General features: G+C 37.6%; 13 protein-coding genes. 1 reads left to right on the top strand and 12 read right to left on the bottom strand.

The features are described from left to right. Nucleotides 1-49: 49 nt before the first annotated feature. The 6 genes from CGC63_RS02910 to CGC63_RS02885 form a co-directional block, all read right to left on the bottom strand. A complete protein-coding gene (locus tag CGC63_RS02910; protein ID WP_022239224.1) occupies nt 50-1,678 on the bottom strand; it encodes an extracellular solute-binding protein in 1,629 nt (542 codons plus the stop codon). Between the two features lie 214 nt (nt 1,679-1,892). Continuing rightward, the gene (locus CGC63_RS02905; RefSeq protein WP_154965443.1) at nt 1,893-4,658 is read right to left on the bottom strand and encodes a polysaccharide lyase 8 family protein; all 2,766 of its coding nucleotides are present in this window, start codon (nt 4,656-4,658) and stop codon (nt 1,893-1,895) included. A 14-nt stretch (nt 4,659-4,672) separates the two neighbouring features. Next, on the bottom strand, nt 4,673-6,100 hold the full coding sequence (locus CGC63_RS02900; protein WP_004220979.1) for a sulfatase-like hydrolase/transferase: 1,428 nt from the start codon (nt 6,098-6,100) through the stop codon (nt 4,673-4,675). Between the two features lie 15 nt (nt 6,101-6,115). Next, nucleotides 6,116-6,214: a helix-turn-helix transcriptional regulator gene (locus CGC63_RS16050; RefSeq protein ID WP_412693779.1), complete on the bottom strand. Its 99-nt coding sequence runs from the start codon at nt 6,212-6,214 to the stop codon at nt 6,116-6,118. A gap of 2,103 nt (nt 6,215-8,317) precedes the next feature. Further along, nucleotides 8,318-9,349, bottom strand: coding sequence for a YeiH family protein (locus CGC63_RS02890; protein ID WP_004220982.1), 1,032 nt, complete (start codon nt 9,347-9,349; stop codon nt 8,318-8,320). Between the two features lie 11 nt (nt 9,350-9,360). Further along, a complete protein-coding gene (locus CGC63_RS02885) occupies nt 9,361-10,257 on the bottom strand; it encodes an NAD(P)/FAD-dependent oxidoreductase (protein ID WP_040351022.1) in 897 nt (298 codons plus the stop codon). A gap of 145 nt (nt 10,258-10,402) precedes the next feature. On the opposite strand from CGC63_RS02885, the gene CGC63_RS02880 reads away from it, so the two are divergent. Next, nucleotides 10,403-11,290, top strand: a complete 888-nt coding sequence (locus CGC63_RS02880) for a LysR family transcriptional regulator (protein WP_004220985.1) — start codon at nt 10,403-10,405, stop codon at nt 11,288-11,290. 69 nt (nt 11,291-11,359) lie between these two features. Here the strand turns inward: CGC63_RS02880 and CGC63_RS02875 are convergent, their stop codons facing one another. The 6 genes from CGC63_RS02875 to CGC63_RS02850 all read right to left on the bottom strand — a co-directional run bounded on the left by CGC63_RS02875 (nt 11,360) and on the right by CGC63_RS02850 (nt 18,234). Beyond that, nucleotides 11,360-13,942 (bottom strand): FAD-dependent oxidoreductase, encoded by a 2,583-nt coding sequence (locus tag CGC63_RS02875; RefSeq protein ID WP_022239228.1) that lies wholly within the window; start codon nt 13,940-13,942, stop codon nt 11,360-11,362. A 25-nt stretch (nt 13,943-13,967) separates the two neighbouring features. Further along, nucleotides 13,968-14,303, bottom strand: a complete 336-nt coding sequence (locus CGC63_RS02870) for a DUF134 domain-containing protein (protein WP_004220988.1) — start codon at nt 14,301-14,303, stop codon at nt 13,968-13,970. Between the two features lie 244 nt (nt 14,304-14,547). After that, nucleotides 14,548-15,411 carry a DNA damage-inducible protein D gene (dinD, locus tag CGC63_RS02865; protein ID WP_004220991.1) on the bottom strand — a complete coding sequence of 288 codons (864 nt, stop codon included), beginning with the start codon at nt 15,409-15,411 and terminating at the stop codon, nt 14,548-14,550. 164 nt (nt 15,412-15,575) lie between these two features. Beyond that, complete coding sequence (locus CGC63_RS02860; RefSeq protein ID WP_004220993.1) at nt 15,576-16,481, bottom strand: sensor histidine kinase; 906 nt, start codon at nt 16,479-16,481, stop codon at nt 15,576-15,578. After that, complete coding sequence (locus CGC63_RS02855; protein ID WP_004220996.1) at nt 16,482-17,324, bottom strand: DUF2705 family protein; 843 nt, start codon at nt 17,322-17,324, stop codon at nt 16,482-16,484. Next, on the bottom strand, nt 17,317-18,234 hold the full coding sequence (locus CGC63_RS02850) for an ABC transporter ATP-binding protein (protein WP_004220999.1): 918 nt from the start codon (nt 18,232-18,234) through the stop codon (nt 17,317-17,319). The genes CGC63_RS02855 and CGC63_RS02850 overlap by 8 nt, the downstream gene beginning before the upstream one ends. Between the last annotated feature and the right edge of the window lie 94 nt (nt 18,235-18,328).

Genomic DNA, 18,328 nt, shown 5'->3' with positions numbered 1-18,328 from the left:
GGTACAGCACTGCACTCACACAAGCACTGTACCAGACTGTACTTCTTTGCTATTTATCTGTTTCTAAAGAATCAACAAATTCTTGACAAAGTTTTGTATATTCTTCAACTTTAAGGGATTTCAACGTTTTCTGATGTTCTTCCCATTTTCCTTCATCAATACCATTGATAACTGAATCTGCAATGAATTTCTTCAGATAGTTATCAATATCAGCTAATAAAATTGTTCTTCTTTCTGAATTTTCCAGATCAGATGTTCCGGAAGGAAGTTCCATAACTCCATACTGCATCTGCTCATTTACAGCATCTAATTTATAGTCTGGTGGACAATTTTCATCATTTACTACTTTCTGTGCATATTCGTATTTCCAAAGAGAAGGTGTATCACCTGAGAAACTTTCTGCGTTTCTATATTCTGCTTTAGACTGATATCCACCGTTTTCTTTTAAGATTGTCTCATCCATTGTAATAAACTGTGGAATTTGTTCTCCGTCCTGTTCCAAAATTCTCCATGTTACATCTTCTTCTCCACGTCCCCACTCAAGCGCTAATTCCAGACTCGAATTAATATAATCATACCAGCGAACTAAAGCTTCTGGATTTTTACAGTTTTTACTGATTACAAAACCGCCTGTTTTTGTTACATTGTTTATACCAACCATCTGTGTGCCGTCTTGTCCTTTTAATACAGGAACTGCACGATAATCTGCTTCGTTAACAACACCCGCTTCATTTGCACGATATCCTGCAACAACACCTAAATTATCGCCTGAGGCACCTCTTGACGCATACTGGTCTCCACTCAGTGTAAAAGCTTCTTTATCAATTAAACCTTCTTTATATAATCCGTTCATCCATGTCAACGCATCATAATATCCCTGCTCTGCTGCACTAAAAGTAACTTTTCCGTCTCTTGTAAATACGTGAGTAGCTGTTTCTAACACACCAAAAGGTCCAAAAAGGTTTTCGATTGTTCCGCCCCAGCCCCATGCATCCCGAAATGTAAACGGAATTTCATCTGCTTTTCCATTTCCATTTGGATCTTTGTCACGAAATGCAATCAATACTTCTTTAAACTCATCAACAGTTGTCGGCATCTGTAAGCCTAAATTATCAAGCCATTTCTGGTTAATCCAAAGCTGAGAGTCAATAATATTATGGATTGCTTCATCACCTGTTGGTAATGTATGAATTTTTCCATCCGGTGAATATAAACCTGTTGGATAATCATCTCTTGTTTCAAAGAATGCTGTTGTGTTTGGCGCATATTCTTTTAACATATCGTCCAATTCTGCTAACTGCTCATAATTTTTAGCCATATCTACAGCACCGATAATCGCATCTGGTAAACTGTCTGTATTGAACATAATGTTGATTTTTTCTTTCCAACCGGAAGCTGGAATTTCTACCCACTCAATATGAACATTTGTAGCTTCTTCAGCAGCCTTTACACATTCCTTTTCTGCCGCTGATTTTAATGTACTTTTCTGTGGCACTGCAATCGTGAATGTTTCCTTCTCCTTTAAAATCGGCAGTCCCTCTTTATTTAAATTATCGGATACCTCTTTCTTTTCGTCCTTGGAGTCTTCTTTCTTATCTCCACTAGCACCACCACAACCAGTCAATAACATAGTACCCACTAAAGTCATACTAACAATACGAGCCCACTTACTTCTCATTTTAATCCTCCTTAGCTTTAACATATTGCTTCTTCTTTTTTTCATCATTTATGCCGGCCAGCATTTTCTTGATGTCTATATTGTAAATAAAAGACTTGTATCTGTATATCTCATATTCTTGAATACTATATCATTTTCTTGTATATTTTAGCTTTTTCCCCCTTTTTATATCGTTTTTTTGCATTTTTGAACTATTTATTCAACAAATAAATATCTAAATAGAATGTATTGGAAGTTCTGCCAGACATGATCTGCCATTTTTTCCCGCCATACGGAAGATTAAAACAGTATCCTTTCCCAGCATAATCCGAATTTCTCCCTGGTTTTTCATAGTAGGATCAGAAACAGAAATCTTCAATGTTCCCTTTGCGGTTTCCTGCAACATAACCGAAGCAGCTTTATCACTTGTTATTCCGCCTATGCTTCCCCCTTGCTCCTGCCAAAAGTTTATTCCAGTAATCCCAAGCTTTCTGTGATACACAGCCTGCACTTTACTGCTATTTTCCAAAATTGTTATCTTGGGCTCTCTTACATAATTTTCTGTTTCTTCCACGCTTGTTTCCGGAAGCAGCACATAGCTATAAGATGCATTATCCGGATTTTTCCCATGATCTACCCACATCTCCAAATAATTTTCCGTACTTTCCCCTTCAAACATTCCTATATCTTTCCAGTTTCCTGTTGTCTCTCCCCTGCAAACCTGGATTTCTGTATTTTCTTCCGGAAAATAATATCCGGTTCCGGTTGAATGATTTCCCTCTAAATGTGCCCAACGCACCTGTTCAAAGCTTGTACCCGACATATTCTTGCTACGATTTACCAATTCCTTTATATCAGCCTTTCTCAATAAAACATCGGGACTCTCTCCATTTATCAGAAATTGGTTGCTTCCATCTTTTCTAAGCTTCTTATTCTCAATAATCGTTTCCACCGGAATTTCCACATTTTTATTTGTAATTCCCGCACCCAGACAGACGATTTCCTTTTCAAACATAAACCATGACTTTTTCCCTTTTAAATCCGGTGCATAAGAAACAGCCGGATCTCCTGAAACGGTTTGCACCTTTCCTGAAAAAGCCATTCCACTAATTCCGAAATTTTCAATCCCAGTGCCTCCTACCCAGCTTTCCTTTGAGCAAAAATCCCCTCCCTGCACATAACCCGAACTATCCGGTTTTCCATTTCCTATATTCACCGGCACAACAGTAGTTCCAGAAAGCCTGAAAGGATTCACTGTATTCCAATAATTTTCTGTATACTGATTATCTGCATCATAAAGATAAGTCATACCATTATTCTGATGCCAGCCAAAGCGATTTTCATGGTTCATAATCTCTGTATTCTGAATACGTTCTGAATACATGGATACTGCAAAAAGATATTTTTTTCTTCTATGAATAACTCTATCCATAAGAGGATACAATTTATGTACCGAAGGAACCTCACTCCTAACAGACGTATCGCTTAACAGTTTCTTTGCTCTGTCTTTTATGTCTATATCTTCCACATTTTTCAAGCTATCTAAAAAGCCCTTATCCTCCTCAATCCATTCCTTTAACATGGGAAGTACTGTTTTTCTCCCATTTTCTCCCAAAAAATCTAACAATCTGACACTGATTTTCATAGCTTCTCGCCCTATATCCCGATTGCTCCACGTAGGTCTTGATACAGAACGTCCTTTCAGGCAGTCCAACATGCATCCCTTGTATATAGCATTTCCGAACCCATGAATAATATAAGTTTCTAAATTTTTCCATACATAGTCCGGATATTTCCATGGGGTTTTATAAAGTAAATAAGGGATTTTTGCAGCTCCCTTCATAAATTCAATTCCATAAGCACCTAAATATGGAACCTTTACATGATCTAAATAAGAGCCATCTGCATAAAATCCACTTTCATATCCTTTTTTAGAAATTTCACTGCTCTCTTTCACATTTTTAATAACAAAGGTTTCCGCAGATGCCAGCATGCCCAAATATACCAGCTCATTATCCTCTCTTAAAGCACCTAATCCCACTGCGATTGTAGAACAGTCAATAATATTTGCACCCTGACCCCTGCGGTACCCCTGTCCGTGAGTACTGGCAGTCCCAATTACTCCCTCATGGAAAGGATCCGGTTGAAAAAAGGAAATCCCCTCTGTGTATCTCCATATCTGTTCTTTTGTAAGGCTCTCAAAAAGAATAATTAAAGAAGGGATTAATTCCTTTGGGATACCGATTTCCCACATCCACCAATTATTTGTCTGAGTCTTCGGCACATAGCACTGATTACATAAAAAGTCTAATATATGAATAATATCCCGCCACAATTCTTCATTTTTATAAAGCAGTCCACCTTCTGCTCCATATGCTTTACATAAAATCTGAACCTTTCGGAAAGCTGATGCAAACTGTATCGCATCATCTACGTAAGGAATTTCTGTTTCTTCCTGCAAGATTTCCTTCCATGGGATACTCTTACATGTCTCCTGACCTTTATAGAAGTATTGCTTCCATACATTTTCTGCTTCTTTATTTATCTTTCCTAGGAGTTTTCTTCCCTCCTCTGTATTTTTTAACTCTTTTCCGGTCAATAATTGTTTCCATCTGAAACGAATTTCTCTAAAATCATCTTTTGACACATCTGGTAGATTTTTGGGATTTTCATGCAGAATTTCCACATTCCATTTCTTTTCTTTTCCAGTGTGATCCTTAAGGACAACCGCAACCTTTCCTTTATTTTTTGCTCTTATGCATATCTCTTGAGCAGATACCTTCTCTATTTCCAAAAGATGCTCTGCTTTTGTTTCCTCTGATTTTCGTTCTCCTTCCTCCTCTCCTACTCTTAACTCTCTCTTAATTTTATAATACCCTGCATTTTTCAAAAAATTTCCGTCATATCTTAAAAAACCCGTACTCCCAAATACCTTATCTGAAAAATTTTCCGGTTTTCTTAATTGTACTGTTTGTCCTTTAATAAGTCTGATACTTTCCATCTTTCTTTTTCCTTTTATATTGGCCAATGCAAACCTCTTTGATTAGAAAATGTGTAATCTCCCCGTTCCTTATATGCCGGTGCTTCAACTCCTACAAGCTTTCCATTCCTTATCCATTCTTTCCTATCTTTTCCATATAAAGAAGCACATAATCGAGCCAACATTTCTTCCTTTATACTTTTAAATTCCTCTTTCTTTGATAAATCGTGTAATTCATTTTTATCTTGAAGAATATCAAAAATCTGTACTTTATTTCCATAGGGATAATAAATTAATTTATAATTCCCCATACGAATCATTCGTGTTGCTCTATATCCCTCACTGATTTCTCCATATAAAAAATCCCGTCTTTCTTTTTCAAATAAGGATTGCCCTTCTACAGAAGACGGTATTTCAATCTTGCATAATTCTAATAATGTTGGCATAATATCTTCCAAGCAGGCAATTCTGTCATCTACTTTGCCTCTCAGTTCAGAAACAGGATTTCCGGAAAAGATTAGAGGTATATGTGCAGAATTCTCATAAAAAGTACGTTTTCCCACCATACCATGATCAAAAAGCATTTCACCATGGTCACTGGTAAATACAAGAATGGTATCGTCTAAAATACCTTCCTCCTTCAGCGCTCCGATAACCAGCCGAATTTGGTTATCAATATGGGTGCACTGTGCATAATAAGCTCTTTTTGCCCTTATCATCTCTTTATGAGAATAATATCTTGCCGCTTCTGTCAATTCTTTAAAAATAAAACTTTCGTCTTCCCAGTCTCCGTATTCCGGCTCCTGTATATCCTGTTCAGAATACATATCCCAATATTCTGACAGCGGAACCAGCGGTGGATGAGGAAAAGTATAGGAAAGATAGAAAAATGCCGGTTTTTCCGGATCTCTCCTTTTTATTTGCTTTATCATCTGCCCGGTAGCCCATGTAGTAGGATGGGCAGTTTCACTTAATGGCCAGGTTCTCGTATAATAAGTATTGTTTCCCATTCCATGAAGAAACTCTTGTCCTATATAGCCATTTTCTCCCAGCCATATCTGATAATCATCTGGTCCTCCAAATTCATATCGTCCTTCCTCCTGTAAAACAACATCTTGAAATCCAATGCGATTTCTTTGAGGATATACATGAAGTTTCCCAACCGCCATAGTATGATAACCCGCCTGATAAAATGCTTCTGCTAACGTTGTAACTGCAGGCATTTTCATTCTGTCACTATAAACTCGGTCTTTATGCGTTTTGGGAAATAATCCGGTCATAAGACTCCTTCGCGCCGGTATACACACCGGACAAGTGCTGTAGCAATTGGAATACATCACTCCATCTCTCGCCAGCTGATGAATTGTAGGTGTCATAATCGTATTATTTCCTGTAAAATCCAGAAATTTTTCACCCCACTGATCTACTTGAATAAATAAAACATGATATCGCTTCTTTTCCATACTTTTCTTAATTCCTTACTCCTCTTTATCGCTGTCATCTCTGTATACCCCCGGTGTTACGCCTTCATACTTTTTAAACATTTCAATAAATACTGTACTGTTAGCATAACGCAGAGTTTCTGCAATTTCAGAAATTTTCTTATCACTGCTTTGAACATTTCTTTTGCTCTTTCCAGCTTAATCTGTTCTACATACTGTGAAATTGTAACCTCCATATTCTTTTTAAAGAAATGGCTTAGATTAGATACAGAAGTTTCAAAATAAGCAGACATCCCTTTTACGCTGAAATTATCATCTAAATAATGCTCATGAACATAACTCAATACATCTACAATATCTCGTTTTCTATATCCTGATGCTTTTTCCTGAATAGGCTTAGTCGCTAGCTCTACCTTTTTCTTCATATCTTCTAAAAATTGTTTGCAGAAATCATTAATAGCGATATTTGCCCGCCCTTTTTCTCCCAACACTTTGTTTCTGTCAATGCCAAAAATCCGGGATACATCCCATAAAATACCCGTTACTATTGTGACATCTGTATCTTTCATATAATCTGAGATTTCATCAAGCAACAAGATTGCCCTTGTACTGTCGCCGTCTTTAACTGCTTCCTTCAAAGACATAAGTTCTCTTTCCGGATATGAATTTCTTCCTTTATTTCCAGGCAATTTATTCCGTCTTTCCTTTGCCTGCTGATAAGACTGCCGCAATTTACTGACATCAGTAGTCAAATCCCCTATACCAACCTGTACATTTCCTTTCGCCAGTGTTGCAATCTTCTTTTCCAGTTCTCTTGCCGGTTCATCTGTACAAACAAGATAAATTAACATATCCTCAACAATTTCAATCTGATATGCTGTGGAAATGCTGTATTTATTCATTTGCTGACCAAACCATTCATAATACCCTTTATTTTCAGGAATATGATCCGGCAGAACCACAAAAAATTTATATTTTCGATTTATATAAATCTTGCTTTCCAGACACTTATTCCATAACTCATCTTGAGGCTGTACCTCTTTTTGCAAAAGCTCATATAAGCAACTCTCTGTTCGTAATTCATTTCTTTCTTCTTCCAGTTTCTCATTATGTAGGATTAGCTTTTTATAACTCTCATATCTTATCTTCGAAAAGAAGCATGCCAGCATAACACCAATGGTAAGACTGCATAATACCCATATTGCATAACCTCGCAAATAAATATTCAAGCTATTCGTAATTCTTTCCTTTGAAATCATTCGAATATATTTAAATCCGCATTCCATTTCCTTTTGCCATGTATAATAATTCTTATCTGAAAGTGCTTTTTTTAAGCCCTTTTCCCAATCACTTTCTTCATTCCAATCTTCTGTCGTATAAAGTACATTACCTTGATCGGTGAGAAAAATCTTATCTTCTTCTGTTTCTGCAAACTGAAAATTGATTTTCTGATTTCTCACAGGAAAAAGCAAATATTTTATTTCCTCACCCTGAGGTGTCCACGTTCTGATTGCAGTGACAAATAAAATTCCATCTTTATTTTCTCCCTGTACAGTTGCTCTACAGGCAGTTACCTCCCCTCTTAGCTTTTCGGCTCTTTCAAAAATTTCTGTTTTAGTTTGACATATCTTATCAAAAAAGAGTTCCTCCGAAAATACGCCTACTGAAGACAAAACAATTTCATTTTCCTTATCATATAAATAAATTCCGTCCACAAAAGGAATTTTATCTTCCTGCTCTTTTAAATCATCTTCTATATCCAAATATACATTTGGCGTATCCCAATACAGTTCATTATAAATCTTATTAAACCTACATTCATCTGAAAAGTTTCTGATTACAGACATCTGCTGTTTTAAAAAATCATCTTGCCTTTCAAAAGTCATCTTTGCTTCGTCTGTCACCTTTTCATATTGATGCTTCTTAAATAAATTAAATGTACAAATATTGATAATAAGAAACGGTATTAACAAAATTAAATTATACGTTATGACAAATCGTAGATATTGCGCCTTTTTCTTCACTATTTTCCCCTCAAATCGTTTTTTTCAACAAAAGTATAGCATCTTAACACATGTATTTCAACAAATCATGCTTTATTTGGTTAAATAGCTAAAAATTCTTTCCTTTGTTTCAGCACATTTTTTTATCTAATTTTATTTTTTCGTCATAATTCCTATTTTATTTCAGATTATTGGTACAACTGTCTATATGCTATAAAACAGATACTTTAATCTTTTACCACATGTGCATAAAGTGCTGCATAGTAAGAGTAACTGCCGTAATTCCTACCCAACATGCCATCCCCAGCAAAATCGGTTTTCCGCCGCTTTTTACCAGCTTTACAATATCCGTATGAAATCCGATAGCCCCCATTGCCATAACAATAAAGAACTTGGAAAGCTCTTTTAAAGGCTGAAAGCTTTCAATGGGAACGCCTGCCGCTACCGCTACGGTGGTAATCACGCTTGCTCCGATAAAGAACAGAATAAAGAATGGAAAAACTTTTTTCAGTGATACCTTTTCTCCGTTCTGATTTTCTGCTTTTTTTACTCGGCGAACTGCCAATACTAAGGTAATTGGAATAATCGCCAATGTTCTGGTAAGCTTTACCGTTACCGCCTTATCTAAAGTCTGACTGCCCAAATGGTACATGCTGTCCCATGTAGAAGCCGCCGCTGTTACAGAAGATGTGTCATTTACCGCAGTTCCTGCGAAAACACCGAAAGCATCTCCTGATGTAGTGGAAAATCCTATGGCTGCTCCCAGTGCAGGAAAAATCAACGCCGCCAGAATATTAAACAGAAAGATAACGGAAATTGCCTGTGCAACTTCTTCTTCATCTGCATCAATTACCGGAGCAGTTGCTGCGATTGCAGAGCCTCCGCAAATAGATGAGCCTACTCCCACCAGCGTAGAAATTTTCTCAGGAATGTTCATTGCCCGATGAAGTACAAAAGCGATTACCAGTGAAGTGGTAATGGTACATATTATAATAGGAAGAGATTGCTTTCCTGTTTCCATAACCACTTCTAAATTCATTCCAAATCCCAATAATACAACTGCATACTGAAGAATTTTTTTCGAAGTAAATTTTACACCGCCTTCAAATGGCTCTTTCTTTTTCACTACAAGTGCGAGAACCATTCCTATGAGAATGGCAAATACCGGACCTCCGATAACAGGAAACATTTTTCCTAAAATACAAGAGGGAATTGCCAGTCCCAGACATAATAATAATCCTTTTCCGTTTTTTGATAGAAATTTCATCCTTTTCCTCCTTACATAGCTGCGTGAATTGCTGAGATTGTTCCATCTGCCACTGCCGTAGATACCTGACGAATATTTTTCACACGAATATCTCCTACTGCATAAACTCCTGTAATCTCTGTTTCCATATTTTCATCTACCGGTATAAAACCATTCTCCAAACTTAACTCTGTATATAAATGCGTATTTGGAATTGTCCCCGCATAGACAAAAATCCCGCATCCCGGAGCTGCAATGGTCTCAATCGCTCCTGTTTTCTCATCGGAGAGTTCTAAAGACTCTACTCTTTCTACGCCGTATACTCCGTGAAGTCTTGTATTTAAACGTACTTTAATATTTGGTGTTTTTACAACTTTTTCCTTAAATTCCGCAATACATCCCAGCTTTTCTTCAAAGTGGATAATGGTTACTTGCGCCGCATATTTTGCCAGATATAAGGCTTCCTTCACTGCACCGTCAGCTCCGCCGATTACATAGACGTTTTTCCCCTGATATTTTGCGGCATCCTTTGCAGCGTTCATACGCATACCCTTTCCTGTCAACTGCTTTTCTCCTTCAATGTTTAACATTCTGGGAGACGTTCCATTGGCAAGAATAACTTTTTTTGCCTGATATTCTTGATTTGTTGTCCGAATTTTTTTGATTTCACCTTTTAATTCTACTTCGATTACGTCTTCTTTTCTGATTTCTACACCTGCATTTTCTGCCTGTGTTTTTAATTTTTCTGCAAAAATATATCCTGTTTCCCCCTGAGATACACCTACATAATGTGTCACTGTAGAAACTTTTCCAATTAATCCCCCTACTTCATTCTTTTCTAAAATCAATGCTTTCTTTCCTCTGCTTACCGCATAAATTCCTGCACTGATACCTGCCGGTCCTGCCCCAATAATAATCATATCATACATATTTTTTCTCCTCCATATTCTCTGTTTTTCTACATCCTTACTATATTTCATATTTATCATTTTGTAAAATTATAAATATTGATATAATCATAAATATTTGTTATGATTATACTAGAAATTTCCTATTTTCTCGGAGGTAGTCTTTATGTTAGATTTTCGAATGGAAACTTTTTTAACAGTATGTGAATATATGAATTTTACCCATGCTGCTGAGAAATTAAACCTGACACAGCCTGCTGTCTCACAACATATAAAATACTTGGAAAAAGAATACGATTCACCCTTATTTATCCGTGATAAGAAAAAACTCCTGCTTACACCTGCAGGAGAAATTCTCCGCTCGGCCCTAGAAGCTATGAGAAATGATGAAAATACTTTAAAAAAGCGCATGAAAGAAAGTCTGACACAAAAAAGAGTTTTGACCTTTGGTGTGACTATGACTATCGGAGAATACGCCATTGTGCCTGCTCTGGCAAAATTTATCCAGGCACACCCTGATACAGATTTTCATATTCGGTATGGAAACACCCAGAAATTGCTTTCCCTTTTATGCGATGGTCTCATTGATTTTGCCATTGTAGAGGGATATTTTAAAGGGGATAATTACCAAACCCGTATTTTTCAGTCAGAAGAATACATTGCTGTTGCATCAAAAGACCATGTTTTTCAAAATCCCGTCACTTCCTTACGGGACTTGACCTCGGAACGTCTGCTCCTTCGTGAACACGGCTCCGGTACAAGAGCCATTCTTACCAAAACTCTTGCCTTGAAAAACATGTCCATTTACGACTTTCCTCATATTATTGAGGTAGAAAACATTCACACTATTGTGTCTTTGCTGTGTGAAGACTGTGGTATCTCCTTTCTCTACAAAGCAGCGGTAGAAAAGGAAATCCAACAGGGAATTTTAAAACAAATTCCATTGTCTGATTTCATGGTTATGCACGATTTTACCTTTATCTGGAATAAAGACAGCATCTTTTCAGAAGAATATGAAGGCATATTTCAGGAGCTCCTTCGTCTTTCTAAATAAGAACAAATAAAAGACTATCACATTAAGGAAATATGCCTTTTATGTGATAGTCTCAATTTTTAAATCTTATTAGCAGGTTGCTCCGCCTTTTAAGTGTTTTTGAGCCTTGATATTTTCTTCTTTTCTGCTTAATAACTCATCTCCCAGAAGCTGCTCCTGCACATTTTCAAATCCAATTCTTGCAACAGTATCTGCAAAGCGTTCTCCTGTAATTCCCTGTTCTCTGAATAAGAGAATTGCCTTTTCTACAACAGATAACACTTCTTCTTTATCTGTAAATACTTTTTCCAGATAACGCCCCTGTGCAACCTTCTTGCCCCAGCGTCCGCCAATGTAAATACGATAGCCGTTTGTATAATCTTCAAAAGCGTTAAATGGACATTTTCCGATACAGCGTCCGCAGTGATTACATGAATTTTCATCAATAACAATTTTTCCGTCTACTACTTTTGCTACATTGATTGGACAATTCTTTTCCACGCGACAGATTTTACATCCACGGCATTTTTCCATATCTACCTGTGGAATTCTCTGTCCGATAATCCCTAAATCATTTAAGTCCGGTTTTACACAGTTATTCGGACATCCGCCGACTGCAATTTTAAATTTATGAGGAAGCTTCACATTTGCATAACCGTGGAAAAATCTCTCGTGGATTTCCTCTGATAATCCAAAGGTATCAATCAATCCATACTGACAGGTTGTACCTTTACAGGAAACTACCGGACGAACCTTAGAACCTGTTCCGCCTGTTTCCAGTCCTGCCTGCATGAGATATTCACGCAGGGGCTCAATGTTGTCAAATGGAACTCCCTGAATTTCCATTGTCAGACGGGAAGTCATGGTAACTTCTCCGCTTCCGAAAAGCTCTGCCGCCTCTGCAATGGTTCTGGCTTCGTCTGCTGTAATTTTTCCGTTTCTTGTAATAACACGTCCGTTAAATTTGTCTAAAGTTGTTTTATCTCTTAAAAAACCAAGAGCCTTTACTCTTGTTTCTTCTTCCGGAGATACGGCATTTTCTGCATGCTGTACTTTTACGTCATTAAAGAATTGTGCGCCTTCCAGCACCACGGTATTTTTATATCCGTAAGAGCGTAATCTGTTCTGTAAGAAATATCCACGTTTTCCTTTTGCACATACAAGAAGAAGCTTTTCCTCTTTATCCAGACCTTCGATTTCTCCGTTTACCTGAGAAAGATTTACATAAACTGCCCCACGAATAGACGGCGTAAGTCCTACGTCTACCACCTTGTAATCCTTTGCTTTTCCTGCCGCATATTCTGCCGGTGTCATGCTCACAAGATTTCCGTTAATCTTATTCAGTAAAATGTAAACAGCCTGTACAAATGGATGAATAGCAGTAGAAAATGGCGGTGCATAAGCAAAATCCGCATTTTCAAAGTCTTCCAGAACTGCTCCCATGTTGATACCCATAACAGCAATATCTACCATTTTATCAACTGCGCCGTTTCCCAGCACCTGTACGCCTAAAAGCTTGTGGCTTTCTCTATCTGCAATCAGCTTTGTAATGAAAAATCCTGCATCCGGATAATAATGGGCTTTGTCATCCGTAGGCGCTACAACTGTCACAACATCGTATCCGGCATTTTTTGCCTGTTCCTCTGTAAGACCGGTACGTCCGATATTCAGATTTGGCAATTTTACAACGCCTGTTCCCAGCACACCCGGATATTCTTTTTTTGTACCGGTCAAAACCTGTGCCAGTGTTCTGCCTTCCAGATTTGCAGAAGAGCCCATTGGAGACCACTGCGGTTTTCCTGTAATGCGGTTGGTAACCATTACACAGTCACCGGCTGCATAGACATCCTCTAAATTTGTTTTCATGGTCTTGTCTACAAGAATTGTGCCCTTGAACATCTCCAAACCGGAGTCCTGAAGAAAGTCTGTATTTGGACGAATACCTGCTGCCATAATCAAAAGCTCACATCTTAACAAGCCTGCGGATGTTTTTACTCCTGTTACATGGTCATTCCCCATGATTGCGTCTGCTTTTGTACCTGTAATAACACGAATACCTTCTTTTAACAGATGCTTTTTCGCATAAACAGCCACTTCCGCATCCACAATATTCGGTAAAATCTGTGATGCAAAATCAATAACCGTCACCTGAATGCCTTTTGCCTTTAAATTCTCCGCAACCTCCAGACCGATAAAGCCCGCTCCGATTACAACTGCTTTTTTCACCTGATTTTCTTCCACATAGGAACGAATATTTTCTGCATCATCCGGTGTGCGCATCTGAAATACGCCGGAAAGGTCTGTGCCCTCTATCGGTAGCTTTGCAGGAGAAGCGCCTACTGTTAAAACCAGCTTATCATAACCGTAGGCTTCTTCCGCTCCTGTTTCAACATCTTTTACAATTACCTCTTTTTTATCTGCGCAAAGAGCAATGGCTTCTTTTCCTGTTTTTACCTCTACGCCTGTAAGTCCTGCATATTTTGCCGGAGTATTTACAATCAGCTCTTCACGGTTTTCAATCAAACCGCCTACATAATAAGGAAGTCCACAGCCCGCATAGGAAATATCTCTATCCTTTGTGATTACGGTAACTTCTGCACTTCTGTCTTCTCTTTTTAATTTTGCTGCTGTTTTTGTTCCCGCAGCAACACCACCTATAATTAATATTTTCATAGTCTTCTCTCCCATTTTTTTGTTCCTATCTGTGACAACAATATTTCTTTCCTGCACATTCCGGACGCATTTCTTCACATACGGTAACGTCACCTCCGCTGATTGTCAGCCGTTGTCCATTTACCAGCACATCTGCAATTTTCTGTCTTGCCTCGTTGTAAATGCGGGTTACTGTGGGACGGGAAATGTTCATTTTTTCTGCACATTGCTCCTGTGTCAGTTTTATATAGTCCAAAAGGCGAATAACCTCATATTCGTCATAAGTGAGGTTAATATTTCCACTTCCCGGACATCCCTCCGGTATTAAACCTGTCACTTTGGGCTTTGAACAAATGCATCTGAGTTTCTGCGGTCTGGCCATGGTGTCCTCCTCTCTTGTATGGCGTTGAATTTTTTCTTCTTTGCGCTTTTAAAATACTCCAGTTTTGAACTTATGTCAATATCTTTTTTGAAAACATTTTGTGAACTTTATTAACAAATGTTCAAAATGCCATTATAACACTACGGATTTTTAAAAAAATAAGGCAAAGCCTACGGACAAAAATCCGTTAGCTTTACCTTGTCTTTTGTAGTATAAACATTCACTTTAAGCCCTGCAAAAATTGTTATAATTTTTCATCTAAACTCGGCAATTTTCCCGCTTTCGATGCAAGCTTTTTTTCTTGAGATTTAACTCTTCTTTCCAATTTTTTAATATCTTCTGACGGTGGCAAATTTTCAGGCTTAATTCCTCTTTGACCAAGCATATCTCTAATTGTAGAGTTATTTTGAACATGTTCATCCGTGATTGCTTTTTCACCTTGTAAGTCTTTTTCTTCAACATTGTAATTTGTCATTTCAGTTGCCAAATTCTTAGCTGCAATGGTAAGTGTAGGAAGAAAATCTGCAAGTGGTCTGTTCTCTTTTACTCCAAGCTTGCTTTTCATTTCCTGCGTAGAATATCCGCCAAATAATGCTCTATCACCTTTAGAACGAATACGTCCAAAACCCGCATCATCAACACCACGCTCATAAATATTTTGTGATAATCTCTTTTCCGCTTCTTTTAATCTTCCTCTTGCTTGTGTTCTTTCTATCAAAGAAATACGCTCCTCAATAAGCTCTTGCTTTCTTGTCTGAACCGCAAAGTAACTTTGAGCAAAAGCAATTTCTTCCTTTTTAGGATCACCGTTTTGGGCAATAAGATAGCAAGCATAACGAGTAAGCATATAGTCTTTAACTTTTCTTTTTCCACCTTTACCTATTGTTATCATTTTCGTGACCTCACGAAAATGATCCGATACCTCTATTCCCGATGTCTTACAAGACTCTATTGCACGACCAACCGCTTTGTCAAAATTCTCCCAACGGTCATATCCCAGCAAACTCATAAGCTCTCTTGCATACCAAAATTCAACATCTGCTTCCTCGTTGATATGTATAACCAAATCATATTTTTGACGAATTTGTTCCATTTTTCTTTTATCCATTTTTGTTAAAGCTCCTTTCGCTCAACAACTTCTAACTATCCTCAATAATGTAACTAAAATCCGTAGAAATCTTTCTATATGTTCCATTGAAATTAATTGGTTTATTATCTGGTAATAATATTCACATTGATATTGACTCTTTGATTATATCATAAAGCCGTGAATTATAGATTACTATTTTTTTGCGGAAAACTCACCTTCACCCAGAACTCATTTCCGGAAAGTTCCGCATGAATTTCCCCCTTCATTCTAAGAACAAATTCCTGTGCAATGGAAAGCCCCAATCCGCTGGAATTTTTACTCCTTGCCCCATCTGCTTTATAAAATCTCTGAAATACTTTGGATACGTCGATTTCTTCCGGATTTGTCACCTCATTGCAAATCCAGAGACAAATCTTTTCTTCTTTTTCAAAAAGCTGCACCTTTATCTTTTCCTGCCCATGATCCATACCATTTTTAATAATATTCTGAAGCACCCGCTTTAATCCGGCTTCGTTCCCCTCCATATAAAGCTGTTTTTCAGGCAAGCTGATTTCAGGCAAAATCCCCCTCCCTGACCAGTCATCGTAATAAGAAAAAATGGTATTCTTTAAAATGCGGTTGATGCAACAGGTTTTTAATTCTAAAACAAAGCTGTCATTCTTCAGCTTTGTAAACATAAATAATTCTTCCAGCATTTCCTTTAAGCTTTCAATTCTCTCCTGTATTACCTTCATGTAATGCTTCTGTTCTTCCGCACTTGCACTTTCCATGAGCTGAAAATAACCGTTAAGAGAAGTCAGGGGCGTGCGAATATCATGGGATAAATTTGTATAGGTATCCGCAATCATCTGTTCCTTTTCCTTAAATTCCCGTTGTTCTTTTCTTCGCATTTGAAACAACTCGTTTAACAGACTTACTAATTTTTCAAAACCGCCTGTTTTCATATTTGCGGTAATCATCATATTACTGTCATGTTTCATCAGAAACGCAAGCTGGCGGCAGATATCCCCTATCTGCCGCTGCATTTTTACTAAAAAATAAGTTTGTAATAAAAGAATAAAAATTAAAATTCCAATCCAGAATTTCATCTATATATCTCTCCTTCGAAATACCAAAACCGTCAGAAAAATCGCCAAAATTCCAAATACTCCGGCTATTCCCAGTGCGTTTACGCATTCAGAAGCCTTCGGCGTCATAGAAAGCAGAGAAATCTTTCCGCTGACTGTATGCTCAATAAAGCTGAAGTTTTTCACTCCCATATCATGTAAGACCTTATCTACAAGACTGTATACCAAAATAAGTACATTCAGACACATACAGACAGATAAGGTCATACTAAGCATATTACTTTTTAAAATAATTGCCATTGCCATGCAAAGTAAAACCAAACTATAATGAAGAACCGTTTCTGTCCCGAAATATCTCCAGAACATCTCCATATTTCCCCATTTTGACGCTCCGAATACTGCGTACTGACAAACTGCCTGTATACCAAGGTATAAAAATAATGTCAAGACTGTATAAAGCAACAATACAATCGCCTTTGAAAGAATAAGACTCCCTCTATCCTTTACCTGTCCTCCAATGTTCTTAATATATCCGCTTGTAAGATCCGCTGTGGAAAACAATACAGTAAAAATCACCAGAAACAGGGCAATAAATTTTGACTGCATATTGGCAAAAATCTGGTCAAAGATTGTTACTTTTTCTTCTGGCTTTGTAGGTAGCGAAACACTTAATCCAAAATTCAGCGTTCCTTCCTCTGACACGGTTTCTAATTGTCCCTTTGCCGCTTCCTCTTGCATATATTGATAGTCTTCCTTTGACATCGTAGTTGAAAAAATAACAGCTGCCCCAAGAATAATCCAAATAATATAAAAAGCCTTTGTATGAAACATTCGATATAAATCCATTTTAATCAGTTTAAGCATGCTGAGCACCTCCTGTCAGGTTTAAAAAATAGCTTTCCAAATCTTCACTGGTAATTGCAATTCCTCTTACGAAAATCCCCGCTTTTGCCAGCTCCATATTTAAAAGAGCGCTTTCTTCCAATCGTTCAAAAATATAAATACGATGCTTGTCCATGACCTGATAGTTGGTAAATCCCATTTTATCTAAGATAGGAAGCGCCTGTTCCGGATAATCCAATTCCAGCTCCATACGTTCGGAGCAGCGTTTTATCAATTCTTCCTGACTGAGTTCCTGCAATAAGCTTCCATTATGAATAATTCCGTAATGGGTTGCCAGCTTTGAAAGCTCCTCTAATACATGACTGGAAATTAAAATAGTCATATTTCTCTCATCACGAAGCTTCTGTATGGTGTCCCGAACTTCCACAATTCCCTGTGGATCAAGGCCGTTAATAGGCTCATCTAAAACCAGCAAATCCGGTTCTCCCACCAGCGCCAGCCCAATGCCTAAACGCTGTTTCATTCCCAGTGAAAAATGTTTTGTTTTTTTTCTTCCTGTTTTTTCCAGTCCTACGGTTTTCAAGATATCTTCTACATATCCTTTTTTGTTAATTCCCAGCATTTCGCATTTTATTTTCAGATTTTGATAAGCTGTCATATTGCCGTATAATCCGGGCATCTCAATTAAACAACCAATTCTAGAACGAAGGTCTTTCAATTCCTTCCCTGAATAACCAAAAAATTCAATCTCACCTGCGGTAGGACGTGAAAGTCCGCTTACCATTTTCAGACAAGTACTCTTTCCTGCTCCGTTTCTTCCTATAAATCCATAAATTGCACCCTTTTTCACGTGGATATCCACATTTTCCACTGCTTTATGACGCCCATATTGTTTTGTCAGACCTCTGGTTTGTAACAAATATTCACTCATAACAGTCTCTCCTTTCCTTATCTGCTCTTATCATATCTCTTCAATCCTAAAAAATCGCAAATCAAAAGTAAAAAAAGAGTAAAGTATGAGCGGC

This window comes from Blautia hansenii DSM 20583, assembly GCF_002222595.2.
Classification (GTDB): Bacteria; Bacillota; Clostridia; order Lachnospirales; family Lachnospiraceae; genus Blautia; species Blautia hansenii.
The sequence above is the reverse complement of the archived record's forward strand: the minus strand, read 5'-3'. Positions and strand labels throughout refer to the sequence as shown.

What these genes read in the sequence shown, in the direction of transcription:
- CGC63_RS02910 (WP_022239224.1), bottom strand. Translation starts at nt 1,678, where the DNA reads ATGAGAAGTAAGTGGGCTCGTATTGTTAGTATGACTTTAGTGGGTACT.
- CGC63_RS02905 (WP_154965443.1), bottom strand. Translation starts at nt 4,658, where the DNA reads ATGGAAAGTATCAGACTTATTAAAGGACAAACAGTACAATTAAGAAAA.
- CGC63_RS02900 (WP_004220979.1), bottom strand. Translation starts at nt 6,100, where the DNA reads ATGGAAAAGAAGCGATATCATGTTTTATTTATTCAAGTAGATCAGTGG.
- CGC63_RS02890 (WP_004220982.1), bottom strand. Translation starts at nt 9,349, where the DNA reads ATGAAATTTCTATCAAAAAACGGAAAAGGATTATTATTATGTCTGGGA.
- CGC63_RS02885 (WP_040351022.1), bottom strand. Translation starts at nt 10,257, where the DNA reads ATGTATGATATGATTATTATTGGGGCAGGACCGGCAGGTATCAGTGCA.
- CGC63_RS02880 (WP_004220985.1), top strand. Translation starts at nt 10,403, where the DNA reads ATGTTAGATTTTCGAATGGAAACTTTTTTAACAGTATGTGAATATATG.
- CGC63_RS02875 (WP_022239228.1), bottom strand. Translation starts at nt 13,942, where the DNA reads ATGAAAATATTAATTATAGGTGGTGTTGCTGCGGGAACAAAAACAGCA.
- CGC63_RS02870 (WP_004220988.1), bottom strand. Translation starts at nt 14,303, where the DNA reads ATGGCCAGACCGCAGAAACTCAGATGCATTTGTTCAAAGCCCAAAGTG.
- dinD (WP_004220991.1), bottom strand. Translation starts at nt 15,411, where the DNA reads ATGGATAAAAGAAAAATGGAACAAATTCGTCAAAAATATGATTTGGTT.
- CGC63_RS02860 (WP_004220993.1), bottom strand. Translation starts at nt 16,481, where the DNA reads ATGAAATTCTGGATTGGAATTTTAATTTTTATTCTTTTATTACAAACT.
- CGC63_RS02855 (WP_004220996.1), bottom strand. Translation starts at nt 17,324, where the DNA reads ATGCTTAAACTGATTAAAATGGATTTATATCGAATGTTTCATACAAAG.
- CGC63_RS02850 (WP_004220999.1), bottom strand. Translation starts at nt 18,234, where the DNA reads ATGAGTGAATATTTGTTACAAACCAGAGGTCTGACAAAACAATATGGG.